This is a genomic window from Sphingopyxis sp. EU05-FHT14B03 (assembly GCF_058790875.1).
Genome location: NZ_JBYTDC010000001.1, coordinates 1,754,614 through 1,771,333 on the forward strand (window position 1 = coordinate 1,754,614; position 16,720 = coordinate 1,771,333).

Genomic DNA, 16,720 nt, shown 5'->3' on the forward strand with positions numbered 1-16,720 from the left:
GTCTTACTCCGTCACCGCGGCGGCTTCGGCCTCGGCAGTGCGATCGGATGCACCGCCGCGCTTGATGAGGTCCGACACCTTCTTGCCGCGACGCTGCGCGACCGACTTGGGGCTTGTCTGCTCGCCGAGCGCTTCGAAGGTGGCGCGGATCATGTTGTAGGGGTTCGAGGTGCCGTTCGACTTGGTCACCACGTCGGCGACGCCGAGCGATTCGAACACGGCGCGCATCGGACCACCGGCGATGATGCCGGTACCCGCGGGCGCCGAGCGCAGCGTGACCATGCCGGCACCGAAATGGCCGAGGCCGTCATGGTGCAGCGTGCGGCCGTCGCGCAGCGGAACGCGAATCATCGCCTTCTTGGCAGCGGCGGTCGCCTTCGAAATGGCTTCGGGCACTTCGCGCGCCTTGCCATGGCCGAAACCGGCGCGGCCCTTGCCGTCGCCGACGACGACGAGCGCGGCGAAACCGAAGCGCTTGCCGCCCTTCACGGTTTTCGAGACACGGTTGATGTGGACGAGCTTTTCGATCAGCTCTTCGCCGCCATCATCGTCGCGCGGACGACGATCGTCGCGGCGACCACGGCCGCCGCCATCACGACCGCCACGATTGCCGCCCGGTCCGCCGGCGCCGCCGCCACGACCGCGGCGCGGAGCCTGGGTGGTGGTTTCGGTCGCCGCTTCGGGCGCTGCGCCTTCGACGTTCTGTACTTCGTCAGCCATATTAGAACTCCAATCCGCCTTCGCGAGCCGCGTCGGCCAGCGCCTTGATGCGCCCGTGGAACAGGAAACCGCCGCGGTCGAACACGACCTGCGTCACGCCGGCCTTTTTCGCGGCAGCGGCGAGGCGCTTGCCGACGTCGGCAGCCGCCGCGGTGGTCGCGCCGGTCTTGCCGCGGACATCCTTGTCGAGCGTCGAAGCCGAAGCCAGCGTTGCGCCGGCAGCGTCGTCGATGAGCTGCGCATAGATGTGACGGCCCGAACGGTGCACCGACAGGCGGGCGCGCCCACCGGCGCGCTTGCGAAGGGCGGTACGAACGCGTTGGCGGCGTTTTTCGAATTGGGTAAGATGTGCCATGGCTTACTTCTTCTTGCCTTCTTTGCGGAAGATGTACTCGCCGCGATATTTGATGCCCTTGCCCTTATAGGGTTCGGGCTTGCGCCAACGGCGGATTTCCGCCGCGACCTGACCGACCTGCTGCTTGTCGATGCCGGTGATCTCGATCGTCGTGTTGTCCGGCGTCTTGATCTCGATCCCCTCGGGGATCGTGAAATCGACATCGTGGCTGTAACCGAGCTGCAGCTTCAACATCTTGCCCTGGGCGTTGGCACGATAGCCGACACCGGTGATTTCGAGCACCTTGGTGAAGCCGTCGGTGACGCCGGTGACGAGGTTCTGGACCAGCGTGCGCTGCATGCCCCAGAAGGCGCGCGCCTGCTTGGTGGCGTTGGCAGGCTGGACCGAAATCTCGCCTTCCTTGACCTCATAGGCGATGTCGTCGGCGAGCGCGAGGGCCAGGGTGCCCTTGGGGCCCTTGACCGACAGCTGACCGCCGTCGATGCTGGCCGTGACCCCCGAAGGGATGGCGACCACTTTTTTACCAATACGCGACATCAGAACACCTCCGCCAGCACTTCGCCGCCGACATTATGTTCGCGGGCCTCGGCATCCGAGAGGACGCCGCGCGGGGTCGACACGATGGTGATGCCCAGGCCGTTGCGCACGATCGGCAGTTCTTTCGAACCCGAATAGATGCGGCGGCCCGGCTTCGAGACGCGCGCCACGTGGCGGATCGCCGGCTGGCCTTCGAAATATTTCAGCTCGATGCGGATGCCCTTGTGCTGGCCCTTGGCGCCCAGCGCTTCTTCGCTGTAGCCGCGGATATAGCCTTCGCGCTGAAGAACATCGAGAACACGGACGCGCAGGGTCGAGGCCGGCGTCAGGACGCTGTCCTTCTTCGCCTGCTGGCCGTTGCGGATGCGGGTGAGCATATCACCCAGAGGATCGGTCATTGCCATCTTGCGTCTTCCTTACCAGCTCGACTTCACAACGCCGGGGATCAGGCCCTTGTTGGCCAGATCGCGGAGCTGGATACGGCAAAGCCGGAACTTGCGATAATATGCGCGCGGACGACCGGTCATCTCGCAGCGGTTGCGGATGCGGGTCGGGTTTCCGTTGCGCGGAACTTCCGCCATCTTGAGGCGCGCGATCAGTCGCTCGCCATCGTCGAGCGACGTGTCCGCCGCAATCGCCTTCAGCTTCGCATAACGGCCGGCGTACTTCTTCACCAGCTGCTTGCGACGCTCATTCTTGTTCACGGAACTCAGTTTCGCCATGACTTAAGTTCTCTTTCCTTCTTGAAAGAGCCTGCCTGGTCCCAGAGGGATCAGGCGGCTTCCTTTTCCTGCGCTTCGATCGGGAAGGGGAAGCCGAACAGCTTGAGCAGTTCGCGGGCTTCTTCGTCCGTATGGGCGGTGGTGGTGACGATCACGTCCATGCCACGCACCTGGTCGATGCGGTCATAGTTGATCTCGGGGAAGATGATCTGCTCTTTCAGACCCATGGCATAGTTGCCACGGCCGTCGAAGCTGGTCGCCGACACGCCGCGAAAGTCGCGGATGCGCGGCATTGCGATGGTGATCAGGCGGTCGAGGAATTCGTACATGCGTTCGCGGCGCAAGGTCACCTTGCAGCCGATCGGCATGCCTTCGCGCAGCTTGAACTGTGCGATCGACTTCTTCGCCTTGGTCACGACAGGCTTCTGGCCGGCGATCAGCTCCATTTCTGCAGCTGCCGATTCGACCTTCTTCTTGTCCTGCGTGGCTTCACCGACGCCCATGTTGAGCGTGATCTTTTCGATCTTCGGCACTTCCATCGCGTTCTTGTAACCGAATTTCTCGGTCATCGCCTTGACGATCACCTCGTCGTAGCGGGTGCGCATGCGCGGGGTGTAATTGTCAGCCACTGATCGTCTCCCCGGACTTCACGGCCACGCGGACCTTCTTGCCGTCCTTGGTTTCAAAGCGCACGCGGGTCGGCTTGCCCGACTTGGGGTCGGCCAGTGCGACCTTGCTCGCGTACAGCGGCGCTTCCTTGCGTTCCAGGCCACCCTGCGGGTTGGTCTGGCTCGGCTTGCGGTGCCGCGTGATGATGTTGACGCCCGCGACGACCAGCTTGCCGTCTTTCGGCAGGCTCTGCGTCACTTCACCGGTCTTGCCCTTGTCCTTGCCGGACAGGATGACAACCGTGTCGCCCTTCTTGATCTTCGCCATACTCATGGTCAGAGCACCTCCGGCGCCAGGCTGATGATCTTCATATAGCCACGGCCGCGCAGTTCGCGGACGACGGGGCCGAAGATACGGGTGCCGATCGGCTCCTCGTTCTTGTTGACGAGCACGGCGGCGTTGCTGTCGAAGCGGATCACCGAACCGTCGGCGCGGCGCACATCCTTCGCGGTGCGGACGATGACGGCGCGATGCACGTCGCCCTTCTTCACCTTACCGCGCGGCTGGGCTTCCTTGATCGACACGACGATGACATCGCCGACGCCGGCGACGCGACGCTTCGACCCGCCCAGCACCTTGATGCACTGGACGCGCTTCGCGCCGCTGTTGTCGGCGACTTCCAATTGTGACTGCATCTGGATCATCGATGCATTTCCTTCTTGTTTGGCCTACCGGGCAATCCCGGCGGTTCCGTGAAAACCAGCTTAGGCGTCGGCAGCCGTTTTGGGCTTGCTGTGGGTGTCGACCTTGTCGAGCACCTTCCACGTCTTCAGCTTCGAAATCGGCTTCGTTTCCTCGATGCGGACGGTTTCACCAGCCTTGATGCTGTTGTCCTCATCATGGGCGTGATACTTCTTCGAACGACGGATGATCTTGCCGTACAGAGGGTGCTTCACCTTCCGCTCGACTTTCACCACGACGGTCTTGTCGCCCTTGTCGGACACCACGGTGCCGGTCAGAATGCGCTTCGGCATCGATAGTCTCCTTACTTCGCAGCCGAGCGCGTGCGCTCGGTCTGCTGCGTCTTGATGCGGGCGATCGAGCGCCGCACTTCCTTGACGCGCGATGCCTTTTCAAGCTGGCCGGTGGCCGCCTGGAAACGCAGGTTGAACGCCTCACGCTTCAGTTCGCCAAGCTGTTCGGCGAGCTGGTCGTCGGTCTTGGCCTTGAAATCTTCGGTCTTGGCCATGTCCTTAACCCTCCAGGTGGGTCGTGTCGCCGAGGCGGGCAACGACCTTGGTCTTGATCGGCAGCTTCATCGCGGCGCGTTCGAACGCCAGCGCGGCCACGGGGCCCGGAACGCCGTCGAGTTCGAACAGGATGCGGCCCGGCTTCACGCGCGCGGCCCAGAATTCCGGCGAACCCTTGCCCTTGCCCATACGGACTTCGGCCGGCTTCGACGACACGGGGACGTCGGGGAAGATGCGGATCCACAAACGGCCCTGACGCTTGATCGCACGGCTGATCGCACGGCGAGCCGCTTCGATCTGGCGCGCGGTGATGCGCTCGGGTTCCATCGCCTTCAGCCCGTAGGAGCCGAAATTCAGGCTGGTGCCACCCTTGGCATTGCCATGGATGCGGCCCTTGAAAGCCTTGCGGAACTTGGTTTTTTTCGGTTGCAGCATGTCAGCAGTCCTTAGCGGCGATCATCGCGCGCCGGGCGCACGCCCGACGTCTGCGCGTCGAGCATCAACCGGTCGGTCGCCATCGGGTCATGACCCAGGATTTCGCCCTTGAAGATCCACACCTTGATCCCGCACACGCCATAGGCGGTGTGCGCGGTCGCTTCGGCATAATCGACGTTCGCGCGCAGCGTGTGCAGCGGCACCCGGCCTTCGCGGTACCATTCGGTGCGCGCGATTTCCGCGCCGCCCAGACGGCCGGCGCAGTTGATGCGGATGCCCTCTGCGCCGAGACGCATCGCCGACTGCACCGCGCGCTTCATCGCACGGCGGAACGCCACGCGGCGCTCGAGCTGGTCGGCAATGCCCTGGCCAACGAGCTTGGCGTCGACTTCGGGCTTGCGGATTTCGACGATGTTCAGCGACACGTCGCTGCCGGTCAGTTCGCCGAGCTGCTTGCGCAGCTTTTCGATGTCGGCGCCCTTCTTGCCGATGATGACGCCCGGACGAGCGGCATAGATCGACACGCGGCACAGCTTGGCGGGACGCTCGATCACCACCTTCGAGATCGCTGCCTGCGGCAGCGTCTTGAAGATGAAGTTGCGGATCTTCAGATCCTCAACGAGCATACGGCCATAGTCCTGCCCTTCGGCGAACCAGCGGCTGTCCCAGGTGCGGTTGACCTGCAGGCGCAGGCCGATCGGATTGCTCTTCTGGCCCATGTTACGCCTCTTCTTCCTGTTCGCGCACGACGATGCGGATGCGGCTGAACGGCTTGACGATCCGGGTCGACTTGCCGCGACCGCGTGCGTGCCAGCGCTTCATCGAGATCGACTTGCCGACGCTGGCTTCCTGGATGACCAGCGCATCGACGTCGAGGTTGTGGTTGTTTTCCGCGTTGGCGACGGCGCTGGCGAGAACCTTGCGCACGTCGACCGCCATCGCCTTCTTCGAGAAAGCGAGGACGTTCATCGCGTCTTCGACCTTGCGACCGCGGATCAGCGCAGCGACGAGGTTCAGCTTCTGCGCCGAGCCACGAATCTGCGTGCCGACCGACAGCGCCTCGTTATCCGCAACGCGGCGGGGGGATTTTGCCTTGCCCATTAGCGTTTGCCCTTCTTGTCGGCCGCGTGGCCGGGGAAGAAGCGCGTCGGCGCAAATTCACCCAGCTTCATGCCGACCATGTCTTCGTTGACCGACACCGGCACGAACTTGCGGCCGTTGTAGACGTTGAAGGTCAGCCCGACGAACTGCGGCAGGATGGTGGACCGACGCGACCAGGTCTTGATCGGGGCAGAGCTGCCACCGTCCTGGGCCGTTTCGGCTTTCTTGAGGAGATGAAGGTCGACAAACGGACCCTTCCAGACCGAGCGAGCCATGGCTTACCTCTTCTTCTTGGCGTGACGCGACCGGATGATCATCTTGTCGGTCGACTTGTTGTGACGGGTACGAGCACCCTTGGTCGGCTTACCCCACGGGGTAACCGGATGACGGCCGCCCGAGGTACGGCCTTCGCCGCCGCCGTGCGGGTGATCGACCGGGTTCTTGGCCACGCCGCGGGTCAGCGGACGCTTGCCGAGCCAGCGACCACGGCCAGCCTTGCCGAGGTTGGTGTTCTGGTTGTCGGGGTTCGACACCGCGCCGACCGTGCCCATGCACTCGCCGCGGATGTAACGCTGCTCGCCCGAACCGAGACGCACGATGACGAGACCGCGGTCACGACCGACGACCTGGGCATAGGTGCCGGCCGAACGGGCAATCTGGCCGCCCTTGCCCGGCTTCATCTCGATGTTGTGGACGATCGTGCCAACCGGCATCTGCGACAATTCCATCGCATTGCCCGGCTTCACGTCGGTCTTCTTGCCCGCGACAACGACGTCGCCGACCGCCAAGCGCTGCGGCGCCAGGATATAGGTCTGCTCGCCGTCTTCGTACTTCACCAGCGCGATGAAGGCCGTACGGTTGGGGTCATATTCCAGACGCTCGACGGTAGCCGGCATGTCCCACTTGCGACGCTTGAAGTCGATGAAGCGGTACTTCTGCTTGTGGCCGCCCGCGATGCCGCGCGAGGTCACATGACCCTTGTTGTTGCGGCCGCCGGTCTTGTTCTTGCCTTCGGTCAGCGCCTTGACGGGCTTGCCCTTCCACAGCGACGATTTGTCGACGAGGATCAGGCCGCGCTGCGCGGGGCTGGTCGGATTATAGGATTTAAGTGCCATTGTTCTTGCCTCTTCCTACAATCAGACGCCGGTGGTGACGTCGATCGACTGGCCTTCGGCCAGGCGAACGATCGCCTTCTTCACGTCGCTGCGGGTGTAGGGCTTGCCCTTCCAGCGCTTGGTCTTGCCCTTGGTGATGAGCGTGTTGACGCCGATCACCTTGACATCGAACAGCGCCTCGACGGCGGCCTTGATGGCGGGCTTGGTCGCATCGTTCGCAACCTTGAACACCACCGCGTTATTCTCGCTGAGCAGGGTCGACTTTTCGGTGATCACCGGAGCGAGGATCACGTCATAGTGACGCGCGTCGACAGTTTTTGCCTTAGCCATGGAAACGGGCCTCCAGCTTTTCGACCGCCGCGCGGGTCAGGACCAGCGTGTCGGCACGGATGATGTCATAGACGTTGGCACCCGCCGCCGGCATCGAGTCGATACCGATGAGGTTGGCCGACGCCATGGCGAAGCTTTCATGGACCGCATCGCCGTCGATGAAGAGTGCGCGGTTGCCGAGTTCGAACTTGCCGAGCTGGCCGGCGAGCGCCTTGGTCTTGGCATCCTTGAGCTCGAGCGTGTCGAGAACGACGATCTTGCCGCCCTTCGCCTTGTCGCTGAGCGCCATCTTGAGGCCAAGCGCGCGAATCTTCTTGTTCAGCGAGTGACCGAAGGTGCGGGCCCGGGGACCGTGCGCCTTGCCGCCGCCGATGAAGATCGGTGCCTTGCGATCGCCGTGACGGGCGGTACCGCCGCCCTTCTGGCGACCGAACTTCTTGCCGGTGCGGGCGACGTCGCTGCGTTCGCGGGCGGCGCGAGCCGGACCACGGCGCTTTTCGAGCTGCCACGAAACGACGCGGTGCAGGATGTCGGCGCGCGGATCGACGCCGAAGACGTCGTCGTTGAGGTCGATATCGGTGCCGGCCTTGCCGTCGATGGTCTGAACCTTGACCTTCATGATCAGGACTCCTGCGCGCCGTCGGTGGTCGCGGTGTCGGTGACGACGGTCTCTTCGACCGGCGTTTCGACCGGCGCGTCTGCCGGGGCTTCCTGGTTGCTGTTGGCCGCGCTCTTGATGCCCGCCGGATAGGGGGCCTCGGGGTGGCGCGGCAGCTTGACCGCATCGCGGACCATCAGCCAGCCGCCCTTCGAGCCAGGGACCGAGCCCTTGACGAAGAGAAGGCCGCGCTCGACGTCGGTGCGGACGATTTCGAGATTCTGCTGGGTGCGGTTGCGCGCGCCCATGTGGCCGGCCATCTTCTTGTTCTTGAAGACGCGGCCCGGATCCTGGCGATTACCCGTCGAACCATGGGCACGGTGGCTGATCGACACGCCGTGCGTGGCGCGCATGCCTCCGAAACCCCAGCGCTTCATCGCACCGGCAAAACCCTTGCCCTGCGTGACGCCCTGGATGTCCACGATCTGGCCGGCGACGAAATGGTCGGCCGACAGTTCGGCACCGACATCGAGCGTCGCGTCGTCAGCGACGCGGAATTCGACGACCTTCGCCTTGGGTTCGACTTCGGCCTTGCCGAAAGCGCCGCGCTGGGGCTTGGCGACGTTCTTCGCCTTCGCCGAGCCGGCACCGAGTTGGACGGCAACATAGCCGTCGCGTTCTTGTTCGCGCACGGAGATAACCTGACAGCCTTCGAGGCTCAGGACGGTGACGGGCACGTGGCGGCCGTCGTCCTGAAACAGGCGGGTCATCCCCATTTTTTTCGCGATCACGCCAGTCCGCATGATCAATACTCCTCAACAGAGGCCGGGCGGACCATTCCGCACGGCTTGCGGGAAGCCATCAAGCCAAGCCCGACGACTACCCTCCCAGCCCATAATTTCGATGCATCGCCCCGTCCGGGCTGAGGTGCCGCCATCCCGAAGGACCTGCGGCGAGACGGGGGACGCAGCCCGGACCCTGGTGCTTCCAGCGGAAGCGGTCCGGCGGTATCCACCCTATCGTCGGTCCGGATCGCTCCGGACGATGCAGGCGGCGAACCGCCTGCCGATAGAGACCCCGGTCTTCACCGGGGCTTCGCTGGCCTTAGGCCAGCTTGATTTCAACGTTCACGCCCGCGGCGAGGTCGAGCTTCATCAGCGCATCGACCGTCTGCGGGGTCGGCTGCACGATGTCGAGCAGCCGCTTGTGGGTACGGACCTCGAACTGCTCGCGCGACTTTTTGTCGACATGCGGACCGCGGTTCACGGTGAACTTTTCGATGCGCGTCGGCAGCGGGATCGGGCCGCGAATAAGCGCTCCGGTACGACGCGCCGTGTCGGCGATGTCGGTGGTGGCCTGATCGAGCACGCGGTGATCAAAGGCCTTGAGGCGAATGCGAATATTCTGCGTTTCCATGACTATTCCAGTCGAATCCCGTCTGACGATGCGAAAGAGCCGAAATGGCCTGCTCCGGCTCCCGCAGGGAAGCCGGATCGGCCATCTAAATTCCTAGTGCTACGAGCCGCGCGAATCGCTTCCGAATCGCGTGGCTCGCGGCCCTATATTACTTTGTGATGGTCGCGACAACCCCTGCGCCGACCGTGCGGCCACCTTCGCGAATCGCGAAGCGCAGACCCGGGTCCATGGCGATCGGGGCGATCAGCTTGACGGCGAGCTGGACGTTGTCGCCGGGCATGACCATCTCGGTGCCCTCGGGGAGGATGACCTCGCCGGTGACGTCCGTGGTGCGGAAGTAGAACTGCGGACGATAGTTCGCAAAGAAGGGCGTGTGACGGCCGCCCTCGTCCTTCGACAGGACATAGACTTCCGAGGTGAACTCGGTGTGCGGCTTGATCGTGCCGGGCTTGCAGAGAACCTGGCCACGCTCGACTTCTTCACGGCCGACGCCACGGATCAGCGCACCAACGTTGTCGCCAGCCTGGCCCTGGTCGAGCAGCTTGCGGAACATTTCGACGCCGGTCACGACGGTCTTCTTGGTGTCCTTGATGCCGACGATTTCGACTTCTTCGCCGACCTTGACGATGCCGGTTTCGATACGGCCGGTGACGACGGTACCGCGACCCGAGATCGAGAACACGTCTTCGATCGGCATCAGGAAGGGCTTGTCGAGCGGACGTTCCGGCTGCGGGATCCACGCATCGACGGCTTCCATCAGCTTCAGGATCGCGTCCTTGCCGATGGCGTCGTCGCGACCTTCGAGGGCGGCGAGCGCCGAACCCGGGATGATCGGAATATTGTCGCCGTCGAAGTCGCGCTTCGAAAGCTCTTCGCGGATTTCGAGTTCGACGAGCTCGAGCAGCTCGGGATCGTCCAGCTGGTCGACCTTGTTAAGGAAGACGACCATGGTGGGAACGCCAACCTGCTTCGCGAGCAGGATGTGCTCCTTGGTCTGCGGCATCGGGCCGTCAGCGGCCGACACGACGAGGATCGCGCCGTCCATCTGGGCAGCACCGGTGATCATGTTCTTCACATAGTCGGCGTGGCCCGGGCAATCGACGTGCGCATAGTGGCGGGCGCCGGTTTCATATTCGACGTGTGCGGTCGAAATGGTGATGCCGCGTTCGCGCTCTTCGGGCGCCTTGTCGATGTTCGCGAAGTCGACGGCGACGCCGCCCGACGTTTCGGCGAGCACCTTGGTGATCGCCGCGGTCAGCGAGGTCTTGCCATGGTCGACGTGACCGATGGTGCCGATGTTGCAGTGCGGCTTCGTCCGCTCAAATTTAGCCTTGGCCATGATTTAAGAACCTTCTTGTTCGATAGTTGAATTGATCAGTCTTGGACGAGCCTGCTGAATCAGGCGCCGCCCTTAGAGGGCTTTGCCGCGCGGCGCAAGTCCGCGCGGCTTAGACCCGTCAGGCCATCTTGGCCTTCACCTCTTCGGCGACGTTGGTCGGCACTTCCTCATAATGCGAGAATTGCATCGAGTAGCTGGCGCGTCCCTGGCTGAAGCTGCGCAGCTGATTGACGTAGCCGAACATGTTCGCGAGCGGAACAATCGCCTCGACGACCTGGGCGATGCCCCGGCTGTCGGTGCCCTGGATCTGGCCGCGGCGGCTGTTGAGATCGCCGATCACGTCACCCATGAACTCTTCCGGGGTAACAACCTCGACCTTCATCACCGGTTCGAGCAGCTTGATGCCGGCCTTTGCCGCCACTTCGCGCATCGCCGCACGGCCCGCGATTTCGAACGCCAACGCCGACGAGTCGACGTCGTGATACGCGCCGTCCGTGAGCTTGATTTCGAAGTCGATGATCGGGAAGCCGATCATGTGACCATTGTCGGCCGATTCTCGCATGCCCTTTTCGACCGACGGGATATATTCGCGCGGGATATTGCCGCCCTTGATCTCGTCGATGAAGGTGATGCCCGAACCGCGTTCGCCGGGGGCGACGCTGACCTTGACGCGGCCGAACTGGCCCGAACCACCCGACTGCTTCTTGTGGGTGTAGTCGACGTCGACCGGCTTCGCGAGCGATTCGCGGTACGCCACCTGCGGCGCGCCGACATTCGCTTCGACCTTGAACTCGCGCTTCATGCGATCGACGAGGATGTCGAGGTGAAGCTCGCCCATGCCCTTGATGATCGTCTGGCCCGATTCATGGTCGGTCGAGACGCGGAACGAGGGATCCTCGGCGGCCAAGCGGTTGAGCGCGATGCCCATACGTTCCTGGTCGGCCTTGGTCTTCGGTTCCACCGACAGCTCGATAACCGGCTCGGGGAATTCCATCCGCTCAAGGATGATCGGCGCGTTGGTGGCGCAGAGCGTGTCCCCGGTGGTGGTTTCCTTGAGGCCGGCGAGCGCGACGATGTCGCCCGCATAGGCTTCTTCGATGTCTTCGCGGCTGTTCGCATGCATCAGCAGCATACGACCGACCTTTTCCTTCTTGTCCTTCACCGAGTTCAGGTACGTGCCCTTGTTCAGGGTCCCCGAATAGATGCGGGCGAAGGTGAGCGAGCCGACGAACGGATCGTTCATGATCTTGAAGGCGAGCAGCGACAACGGCGCATCATCGGCGGCGGGACGCGAATCGGGCGTCGTGCCGTCGAGCTTGAGACCCTGAACGTCAGGAATGTCGAGCGGCGAAGGCAGATAGTCGACGACCGCGTCGAGCAGCGTCTGGACACCCTTGTTCTTGAACGCCGAGCCGCAGAGGACCGGAACGAACGCCTGCGCCAGCGTGCCCTTGCGGATCAGCGCCTTGAGCTGCGCGACCTCGGGGAGCGTGCCTTCGAGATAGGCTTCCATCGCGTCGTCGTCCTGTTCGACGGCGAGCTCGATCAGCTTTTCGCGATATTCGGCGGCCTTGTCGGCGAGGTCGGCGGGGATTTCCTCATAGAAGAATTCGGCGCCGAGGCTTTCGTCCTTCCAGATGATCGCCCGCTCGTTGACCAGGTCGACGAGACCCTTGAAGTCGCCTTCGGCGCCGATGGGCAGATAAAGGACAGCCGGGGTCGCACCGAGGCGATCGATGATCGTCTGGACGCAATAATAGAAATCGGCGCCGGTGCGGTCGAGCTTGTTGACGAAGCACATGCGCGGGACTTTGTACTTGTCAGCCTGACGCCACACGGTTTCCGACTGCGGCTCGACGCCGGCAACGCCGTCGAACGCGGTGATCGCGCCGTCGAGCACGCGCAGCGAACGTTCGACTTCGATGGTGAAGTCGACGTGGCCGGGGGTGTCGATGATGTTCAGGCGATGCTCGGGGCCCTGACCTTCGTCGGCTTTCCAGAGGCAGGTGGTCGCAGCCGACGTGATCGTGATGCCGCGTTCCTGTTCCTGCTCCATCCAGTCCATCGTCGCGGCGCCGTCATGGACTTCGCCGATCTTGTAGGACTTGCCGGTGTAGTAAAGAATACGCTCGGTCGTCGTGGTCTTGCCGGCGTCGATGTGCGCCATGATACCAAAATTGCGATAATTTTCGAGCGGATGGCTGCGGGCCATGGTCTTGTCCTTGAATTTGGGGGGAGGCCGCGAGGGCCACCCCCGATATAGGAAGGATTGTTACGAATGCGAGACGCCCGGCCACGAGGGCGGGGGCATCCCGCGTTCGATTACCAGCGGTAGTGGCTGAAGGCGCGGTTGGCTTCGGCCATGCGGTGCGTGTCTTCGCGCTTCTTCACCGCGTTGCCGCGGTTGTTCGACGCGTCGAGCAGCTCACCCGACAGGCGCGCGGCCATCGTCGTTTCGCTGCGGTTGCGCGCGGCGGTGATCAGCCAGCGGATCGCGAGCGCCTGGGCGCGGTCGGGGCGAACCTCGACCGGAACCTGATAGGTCGCACCGCCGACGCGGCGGCTACGAACTTCGATGTTCGGACGGATGTTCGCCAGCGCTTCATGGAACACGCCAATGGGTTCCTTCTTGGCACGGGCCTCGACCGATTCGAGGGCGCCATAGACGATGCCTTCGGCGGTGGACTTCTTTCCGTCCAGCATGACGCTGTTCATGAATTTCGACAGCACCACATCACCGAAACGGGGATCGGGCAGGATTTCGCGGCGTTCAGGACGACGACGACGAGCCATAGGTAATTCCTTTTAACAACAGCATCCCGGCGCGCATGCGCTCACGGGATGATCAAAAGCCGAAAAAGCGGTCCTTACTTCGGACGCTTGGCGCCGTATTTCGAACGGCTCTGCTTGCGGTCCTTCACACCCTGCGTATCGAGCACGCCGCGCAGGACGTGGTAACGCACACCGGGAAGATCGCGGACACGACCGCCACGGATCAGCACGACGCTGTGTTCCTGGAGGTTGTGGCCTTCGCCGGGGATGTAGGTGATGACTTCGCGCTGGTTGGTCAGGCGGACCTTCGCAACCTTGCGGAGCGCCGAGTTCGGCTTTTTCGGGGTCGTCGTATAGACACGGGTGCAAACGCCGCGCTTTTGCGGGTTTGCGTCCATCGCCGGGACCTTGGACTTCACCTTCTGGGGAGTCCGGCCCTTGCGGACCAGCTGGTTGATCGTGGGCATGAATGCTTCACCTTTAAATGTTCGCCCATCAAAGCGAACGGTTACTGTACCGCGGTGGATGAAGCATCGGTCCGGTCCCACGGAAAACCACGGAAAACGGGCGACCTTGTAACAGCAAAAGACCCCGGCGGATCACAAGGATCTTCCGGAGGCTCCATCCGCGCCAGCAATGTTCAAGCGCTGTTGTAACCGGAACGGGCAGCAAACCGCCCTTTTCGGTCGAGCGCGCCCCTAGCCTCGATTCCCCCAACGGTCAAGGGGGGAGCAATATTGTTGCGCCGGTCGGGCCGCGCTATCGGACGGGGCATGCCGCCCGTCCGCCACGCCAGTTTTGCACCGCACGTTCATGCCGACACGCGGCTGCTGATTCTCGGCAGCCTGCCCGGCGCGCGGTCGCTCGCCGAGCGGCGCTATTATGCGCATCCGACGAACCATTTCTGGCGGCTGGTCGGCGAGGTGATCGGCCGGCCGCTTGCGGCGATGGACTATGAGGACCGGCTGTCAGCATTGCGCGACGCGCGCGTCGGGCTGTGGGACGTGATCCGCACCGCCGAACGGCGGTCGAGCAGCGACAGCGAGATTCGCGGGATCGAGGCGCAGGATCTGGCGGCGCTGGTCGCGGCGCTGCCCGAATTGCGGACGGTCGCGTTCAACGGCGGCAAGGCCGCGACGATCGGGCGGCGGCAATTGCCGGCGCTGGACGGTGTGGATGTCCTCGATTTGCCGTCGAGCAGCGCGGCGAATACGAGTGGCTATGCCGGGAAGCTGGAACGGTGGCGGCGGTTGAAAGCCGCGATCACGGACTAAAGCCTCGTCATTGCGAGCGAAACGCAGCAATGCCGCGCGTCATAGCCCGCGCACGGCCGCTTCGGAGGCCGCTGCCGCGCGTTCAGCGGCAGCGGCGACCCCGTCAGCGTCATCTTCGGCATGGGCTTGTCGCTCGCGCTCGAGAAGTTCGGCCAGTTCGTCGGCCCGGTCGGGATCCTCCGCCATCGCACGCGCATCGGCGCGGACCTGTTCTTCCTCGCGGATCGCATCATATTCGGAGCGGATATGCTGATCGAGCACCGCGGCAACCAGAAGGTCACGGACAAGACCGACGAATCGTGTCCCGCGTTCGGGCTCGACCACCGCGCCACCATCACCGCCCGCGATGGAATAATCGACGTCGGTCCGGAAGGTCGTGCCCTTCAGGTCGACATTCTCCGCTTTGGCAAGAGCCTGGATGTCGCCCTTGCCCAGCATCGCGGCGACATTGTCCGCCTTGGTCAGGACATCCTCCGGCACGGTGATCGACAGCCGCCCCGCACAGCGCCGCGCCGCGTGGGGACCCTTTTCGATCACCCGCGCCTTCGTGACACTCAATTCAAAACGATCGGCGACGGATCGAAAAGCCGACAGCGTCGCGCCCGACCCGCGCATGCGGTGATCGGCCATTTGCTGCGCGCCGGTGATCGCTTTTTCGGTGATGCCCTTGGTAAGCGCCGCAATCACCGCATCGCCCTGGCATGCCGCATCGGGGTTTTCCGCACAGGCGGCGATCGAAAGAAGGGCCAGCGCCGCCACGCTCCGGGTAAAATGCATCGACCTGCCTTCGCTGTTGGACAAGGCCCGATCTAAACACCCCACCCGTTAAGATCATTCTACCACCGTCCCCCGCGCCATCACGAAATCGACCTTTTTGAGCACCCGCACATCGGCGATCGGGTCGCTGGCGACCGCGATGATGTCGGCGCTCTTGCCCGGCGTGATGGTGCCGATCTCGTTCGAGAGGCCGAGCAGGTCGGCGGCATTGACCGTCGCGGCCTTGAGCGCCTCAGTGGGCGTCATGCCATGCTGGACCATCAGTTCGAATTCGTCGCCGTTGCGGCCGTGCTTCGAGACGCCGGCGTCGGTGCCGAAGGCGATGCGCACGCCGCGCGGGACAAGCTGTTCGAGGCTCTTGCCGGTGATCGAAATGCGCCATTGGATCTTCGCCAGCACGTCGGGCTCATAGGCCGCGGCATTGGCGGCGATGCGTTCCTTGTACCCGTTCACAGTCGACAATGTCGGGACATAATAGGTCTTCGATTTTGCCCACAGCGCGATCGTCGCCTCGTCGAGGATTGTGCCATGTTCGATCGAATCGGCGCCGGCGACGAGCGCGAGGCGGATGCCGTCGGCGCCATGCGCGTGGACCGCGACCTTTTTCCCGAACATATGTGCCGTATCGACGATCGCCTGCGCCTCGTCGTCGAACATCTGCTTGCCGAGGCCGGCGCCGATGCGGCTGTTGACCCCGCCGGTCGAGGCGAATTTGATCGCGTCGGCACCGCGCCCGACCTGATGACGCACCGCGCGGCGGCAATCGTCGGCGCCGTTGCAGGTGTTGCCCGCGCCCGCGAAAAAGGGCTTGAGCTCGTCGCGATAACCGAGCGAACCGTCCATATGCCCGGCGCTGCCCGAGATCGCATTGCCGGCATCGACGATGCGCGGCCCCTGCACCTTGCCCGCGGCGATCGCATCCCTGAGAGCGAGCGTCGCGCCGTCGCCGTCGCCGAGGTTGCGCACCGTGGTGAAGCCCGCGCGCAGTGTCTTCATGCCGTTGACCTCGGCATTGAAGGCCTGCGCGGCGGGGCTGAGGGTGATTTCTTCCAGCTGCCCGGCGAGACCACCGGCGTCGCTGGTGAGATGGACATGGCTGTCGATCAGCCCGGGGAGGACATATTTGTCGCTAAGGTCGATCAGGGTCGCGCCAGCGTCGGCGGGCTGGTGGCCGTCGGCGATCGAGACGATCCGGCCGTTCTCGATGATGATCGTCGCGGCTCTCTTCGCGGGCTTGCCCGGTTCGGCGATCAGATGGCCGGCGTGGATGACCGTGCGGGCGGTCTGCGCGGCGGCGGGCGCGGCGAGCGCCGTGCCGAGCAGCAGGAGCGGGAGGAAGGTCTTGTTCATGCAGCGTCCCCTGTCGTCTG

General features: G+C 63.8%; 26 protein-coding genes. 1 reads left to right on the forward strand and 25 read right to left on the reverse strand.

The window, feature by feature from the left end; genetic code table 11:
- Positions 1–3: 3 nt before the first annotated feature.
- The 23 genes from rpsE to rpsL all read right to left on the reverse strand — a co-directional run bounded on the left by rpsE (position 4) and on the right by rpsL (position 13,766).
- Complete coding sequence (gene rpsE / locus AC3WS4_RS08355) at positions 4–720, reverse strand: 30S ribosomal protein S5 (protein ID WP_056341813.1); 717 nt, start codon at positions 718–720, stop codon at positions 4–6.
- Position 721: 1 nt separating this feature from the next.
- The gene (gene rplR / locus AC3WS4_RS08360) at positions 722–1,075 is read right to left on the reverse strand and encodes a 50S ribosomal protein L18 (protein WP_056341815.1); all 354 of its coding nucleotides are present in this window, start codon (positions 1,073–1,075) and stop codon (positions 722–724) included.
- A gap of 3 nt (positions 1,076–1,078) precedes the next feature.
- Positions 1,079–1,612 (reverse strand): 50S ribosomal protein L6, encoded by a 534-nt coding sequence (gene rplF, locus AC3WS4_RS08365; RefSeq protein ID WP_056341818.1) that lies wholly within the window; start codon positions 1,610–1,612, stop codon positions 1,079–1,081.
- Positions 1,612–2,016, reverse strand: a complete 405-nt coding sequence (gene rpsH, locus AC3WS4_RS08370; RefSeq protein WP_037556380.1) for a 30S ribosomal protein S8 — start codon at positions 2,014–2,016, stop codon at positions 1,612–1,614. The genes rplF and rpsH overlap by 1 nt, the downstream gene beginning before the upstream one ends.
- Before the next feature lie 12 nt (positions 2,017–2,028).
- Entirely contained in the window at positions 2,029–2,334 is a 306-nt protein-coding gene (rpsN, locus tag AC3WS4_RS08375) for a 30S ribosomal protein S14 (protein WP_056341822.1), read from the reverse strand.
- A gap of 50 nt (positions 2,335–2,384) precedes the next feature.
- Complete coding sequence (gene rplE, locus AC3WS4_RS08380; RefSeq protein WP_492735082.1) at positions 2,385–2,963, reverse strand: 50S ribosomal protein L5; 579 nt, start codon at positions 2,961–2,963, stop codon at positions 2,385–2,387.
- Positions 2,956–3,276, reverse strand: coding sequence for a 50S ribosomal protein L24 (gene rplX / locus AC3WS4_RS08385; protein ID WP_492735080.1), 321 nt, complete (start codon positions 3,274–3,276; stop codon positions 2,956–2,958). Before rplX ends, rplE begins: the two co-directional genes overlap by 8 nt.
- 2 nt (positions 3,277–3,278) lie before the next feature.
- A complete protein-coding gene (rplN, locus tag AC3WS4_RS08390; protein ID WP_056341829.1) occupies positions 3,279–3,647 on the reverse strand; it encodes a 50S ribosomal protein L14 in 369 nt (122 codons plus the stop codon).
- A 60-nt stretch (positions 3,648–3,707) separates the two neighbouring features.
- Entirely contained in the window at positions 3,708–3,977 is a 270-nt protein-coding gene (gene rpsQ, locus AC3WS4_RS08395; protein WP_056341832.1) for a 30S ribosomal protein S17, read from the reverse strand.
- A gap of 11 nt (positions 3,978–3,988) precedes the next feature.
- Positions 3,989–4,192, reverse strand: a complete 204-nt coding sequence (gene rpmC / locus AC3WS4_RS08400; RefSeq protein ID WP_037515654.1) for a 50S ribosomal protein L29 — start codon at positions 4,190–4,192, stop codon at positions 3,989–3,991.
- A gap of 4 nt (positions 4,193–4,196) precedes the next feature.
- The gene (gene rplP, locus AC3WS4_RS08405) at positions 4,197–4,628 is read right to left on the reverse strand and encodes a 50S ribosomal protein L16 (RefSeq protein WP_056341835.1); all 432 of its coding nucleotides are present in this window, start codon (positions 4,626–4,628) and stop codon (positions 4,197–4,199) included.
- Positions 4,629–4,639: 11 nt separating this feature from the next.
- On the reverse strand, positions 4,640–5,347 hold the full coding sequence (rpsC, locus tag AC3WS4_RS08410; protein WP_056341838.1) for a 30S ribosomal protein S3: 708 nt from the start codon (positions 5,345–5,347) through the stop codon (positions 4,640–4,642).
- 1 nt (position 5,348) lies between these two features.
- On the reverse strand, positions 5,349–5,729 hold the full coding sequence (gene rplV, locus AC3WS4_RS08415; protein ID WP_056341841.1) for a 50S ribosomal protein L22: 381 nt from the start codon (positions 5,727–5,729) through the stop codon (positions 5,349–5,351).
- Positions 5,729–6,004: a 30S ribosomal protein S19 gene (gene rpsS, locus AC3WS4_RS08420; RefSeq protein WP_037556370.1), complete on the reverse strand. Its 276-nt coding sequence runs from the start codon at positions 6,002–6,004 to the stop codon at positions 5,729–5,731. Before rpsS ends, rplV begins: the two co-directional genes overlap by 1 nt.
- A 3-nt stretch (positions 6,005–6,007) precedes the next feature.
- Positions 6,008–6,844 carry a 50S ribosomal protein L2 gene (rplB, locus tag AC3WS4_RS08425; RefSeq protein WP_056341845.1) on the reverse strand — a complete coding sequence of 279 codons (837 nt, stop codon included), beginning with the start codon at positions 6,842–6,844 and terminating at the stop codon, positions 6,008–6,010.
- Positions 6,845–6,865: 21 nt separating this feature from the next.
- Positions 6,866–7,174, reverse strand: a complete 309-nt coding sequence (locus tag AC3WS4_RS08430) for a 50S ribosomal protein L23 (protein ID WP_056341848.1) — start codon at positions 7,172–7,174, stop codon at positions 6,866–6,868.
- Positions 7,167–7,793 (reverse strand): 50S ribosomal protein L4, encoded by a 627-nt coding sequence (gene rplD / locus AC3WS4_RS08435; protein ID WP_056341851.1) that lies wholly within the window; start codon positions 7,791–7,793, stop codon positions 7,167–7,169. Before rplD ends, AC3WS4_RS08430 begins: the two co-directional genes overlap by 8 nt.
- Positions 7,794–7,795: 2 nt before the next feature.
- Complete coding sequence (gene rplC / locus AC3WS4_RS08440; protein ID WP_056341854.1) at positions 7,796–8,575, reverse strand: 50S ribosomal protein L3; 780 nt, start codon at positions 8,573–8,575, stop codon at positions 7,796–7,798.
- A gap of 301 nt (positions 8,576–8,876) precedes the next feature.
- Positions 8,877–9,188 (reverse strand): 30S ribosomal protein S10, encoded by a 312-nt coding sequence (rpsJ, locus tag AC3WS4_RS08445; RefSeq protein WP_003042199.1) that lies wholly within the window; start codon positions 9,186–9,188, stop codon positions 8,877–8,879.
- A 148-nt stretch (positions 9,189–9,336) separates the two neighbouring features.
- Complete coding sequence (gene tuf, locus AC3WS4_RS08450; RefSeq protein WP_056341856.1) at positions 9,337–10,527, reverse strand: elongation factor Tu; 1,191 nt, start codon at positions 10,525–10,527, stop codon at positions 9,337–9,339.
- Between the two features lie 118 nt (positions 10,528–10,645).
- Positions 10,646–12,739: an elongation factor G gene (gene fusA, locus AC3WS4_RS08455; RefSeq protein ID WP_492735072.1), complete on the reverse strand. Its 2,094-nt coding sequence runs from the start codon at positions 12,737–12,739 to the stop codon at positions 10,646–10,648.
- A 110-nt stretch (positions 12,740–12,849) separates the two neighbouring features.
- Complete coding sequence (gene rpsG / locus AC3WS4_RS08460) at positions 12,850–13,320, reverse strand: 30S ribosomal protein S7 (protein WP_056341861.1); 471 nt, start codon at positions 13,318–13,320, stop codon at positions 12,850–12,852.
- Between the two features lie 74 nt (positions 13,321–13,394).
- Positions 13,395–13,766 (reverse strand): 30S ribosomal protein S12, encoded by a 372-nt coding sequence (gene rpsL, locus AC3WS4_RS08465; RefSeq protein WP_037515637.1) that lies wholly within the window; start codon positions 13,764–13,766, stop codon positions 13,395–13,397.
- A 306-nt stretch (positions 13,767–14,072) separates the two neighbouring features.
- Between rpsL and AC3WS4_RS08470 the strand changes: the two genes are divergently transcribed.
- Positions 14,073–14,573, forward strand: a complete 501-nt coding sequence (locus tag AC3WS4_RS08470) for a DNA-deoxyinosine glycosylase (RefSeq protein ID WP_492735069.1) — start codon at positions 14,073–14,075, stop codon at positions 14,571–14,573.
- Between the two features lie 39 nt (positions 14,574–14,612).
- On the opposite strand, the gene AC3WS4_RS08475 is transcribed toward AC3WS4_RS08470, so the two are convergent.
- Both AC3WS4_RS08475 and AC3WS4_RS08480 read right to left on the reverse strand, forming a co-directional pair.
- Positions 14,613–15,350: a hypothetical protein gene (locus AC3WS4_RS08475; RefSeq protein WP_492735067.1), complete on the reverse strand. Its 738-nt coding sequence runs from the start codon at positions 15,348–15,350 to the stop codon at positions 14,613–14,615.
- Between the two features lie 54 nt (positions 15,351–15,404).
- Complete coding sequence (locus AC3WS4_RS08480; RefSeq protein WP_492735065.1) at positions 15,405–16,700, reverse strand: metal-dependent hydrolase family protein; 1,296 nt, start codon at positions 16,698–16,700, stop codon at positions 15,405–15,407.
- Positions 16,701–16,720 lie beyond the last annotated feature (20 nt).

Excerpts from the sequence above, each read along its gene's own strand:
- rpsE (WP_056341813.1), bottom strand. The coding sequence starts at position 720 with ATGGCTGACGAAGTACAGAACGTCGAAGGCGCAGCGCCCGAAGCGGCG.
- rplR (WP_056341815.1), bottom strand. The coding sequence starts at position 1,075 with ATGGCACATCTTACCCAATTCGAAAAACGCCGCCAACGCGTTCGTACC.
- rplF (WP_056341818.1), bottom strand. The coding sequence starts at position 1,612 with ATGTCGCGTATTGGTAAAAAAGTGGTCGCCATCCCTTCGGGGGTCACG.
- rpsH (WP_037556380.1), bottom strand. The coding sequence starts at position 2,016 with ATGGCAATGACCGATCCTCTGGGTGATATGCTCACCCGCATCCGCAAC.
- rpsN (WP_056341822.1), bottom strand. The coding sequence starts at position 2,334 with ATGGCGAAACTGAGTTCCGTGAACAAGAATGAGCGTCGCAAGCAGCTG.
- rplX (WP_492735080.1), bottom strand. The coding sequence starts at position 3,276 with ATGAGTATGGCGAAGATCAAGAAGGGCGACACGGTTGTCATCCTGTCC.
- rplN (WP_056341829.1), bottom strand. The coding sequence starts at position 3,647 with ATGATCCAGATGCAGTCACAATTGGAAGTCGCCGACAACAGCGGCGCG.
- rpsQ (WP_056341832.1), bottom strand. The coding sequence starts at position 3,977 with ATGCCGAAGCGCATTCTGACCGGCACCGTGGTGTCCGACAAGGGCGAC.
- rpmC (WP_037515654.1), bottom strand. The coding sequence starts at position 4,192 with ATGGCCAAGACCGAAGATTTCAAGGCCAAGACCGACGACCAGCTCGCC.
- rplP (WP_056341835.1), bottom strand. The coding sequence starts at position 4,628 with ATGCTGCAACCGAAAAAAACCAAGTTCCGCAAGGCTTTCAAGGGCCGC.
- rpsC (WP_056341838.1), bottom strand. The coding sequence starts at position 5,347 with ATGGGCCAGAAGAGCAATCCGATCGGCCTGCGCCTGCAGGTCAACCGC.
- rplV (WP_056341841.1), bottom strand. The coding sequence starts at position 5,729 with ATGGGCAAGGCAAAATCCCCCCGCCGCGTTGCGGATAACGAGGCGCTG.
- rpsS (WP_037556370.1), bottom strand. The coding sequence starts at position 6,004 with ATGGCTCGCTCGGTCTGGAAGGGTCCGTTTGTCGACCTTCATCTCCTC.
- rplB (WP_056341845.1), bottom strand. The coding sequence starts at position 6,844 with ATGGCACTTAAATCCTATAATCCGACCAGCCCCGCGCAGCGCGGCCTG.
- AC3WS4_RS08430 (WP_056341848.1), bottom strand. The coding sequence starts at position 7,174 with ATGGCTAAGGCAAAAACTGTCGACGCGCGTCACTATGACGTGATCCTC.
- rplD (WP_056341851.1), bottom strand. The coding sequence starts at position 7,793 with ATGAAGGTCAAGGTTCAGACCATCGACGGCAAGGCCGGCACCGATATC.
- rplC (WP_056341854.1), bottom strand. The coding sequence starts at position 8,575 with ATGCGGACTGGCGTGATCGCGAAAAAAATGGGGATGACCCGCCTGTTT.
- rpsJ (WP_003042199.1), bottom strand. The coding sequence starts at position 9,188 with ATGGAAACGCAGAATATTCGCATTCGCCTCAAGGCCTTTGATCACCGC.
- tuf (WP_056341856.1), bottom strand. The coding sequence starts at position 10,527 with ATGGCCAAGGCTAAATTTGAGCGGACGAAGCCGCACTGCAACATCGGC.
- fusA (WP_492735072.1), bottom strand. The coding sequence starts at position 12,739 with ATGGCCCGCAGCCATCCGCTCGAAAATTATCGCAATTTTGGTATCATG.
- rpsG (WP_056341861.1), bottom strand. The coding sequence starts at position 13,320 with ATGGCTCGTCGTCGTCGTCCTGAACGCCGCGAAATCCTGCCCGATCCC.
- rpsL (WP_037515637.1), bottom strand. The coding sequence starts at position 13,766 with ATGCCCACGATCAACCAGCTGGTCCGCAAGGGCCGGACTCCCCAGAAG.
- AC3WS4_RS08470 (WP_492735069.1), top strand. The coding sequence starts at position 14,073 with ATGCCGCCCGTCCGCCACGCCAGTTTTGCACCGCACGTTCATGCCGAC.
- AC3WS4_RS08475 (WP_492735067.1), bottom strand. The coding sequence starts at position 15,350 with ATGCATTTTACCCGGAGCGTGGCGGCGCTGGCCCTTCTTTCGATCGCC.
- AC3WS4_RS08480 (WP_492735065.1), bottom strand. The coding sequence starts at position 16,700 with ATGAACAAGACCTTCCTCCCGCTCCTGCTGCTCGGCACGGCGCTCGCC.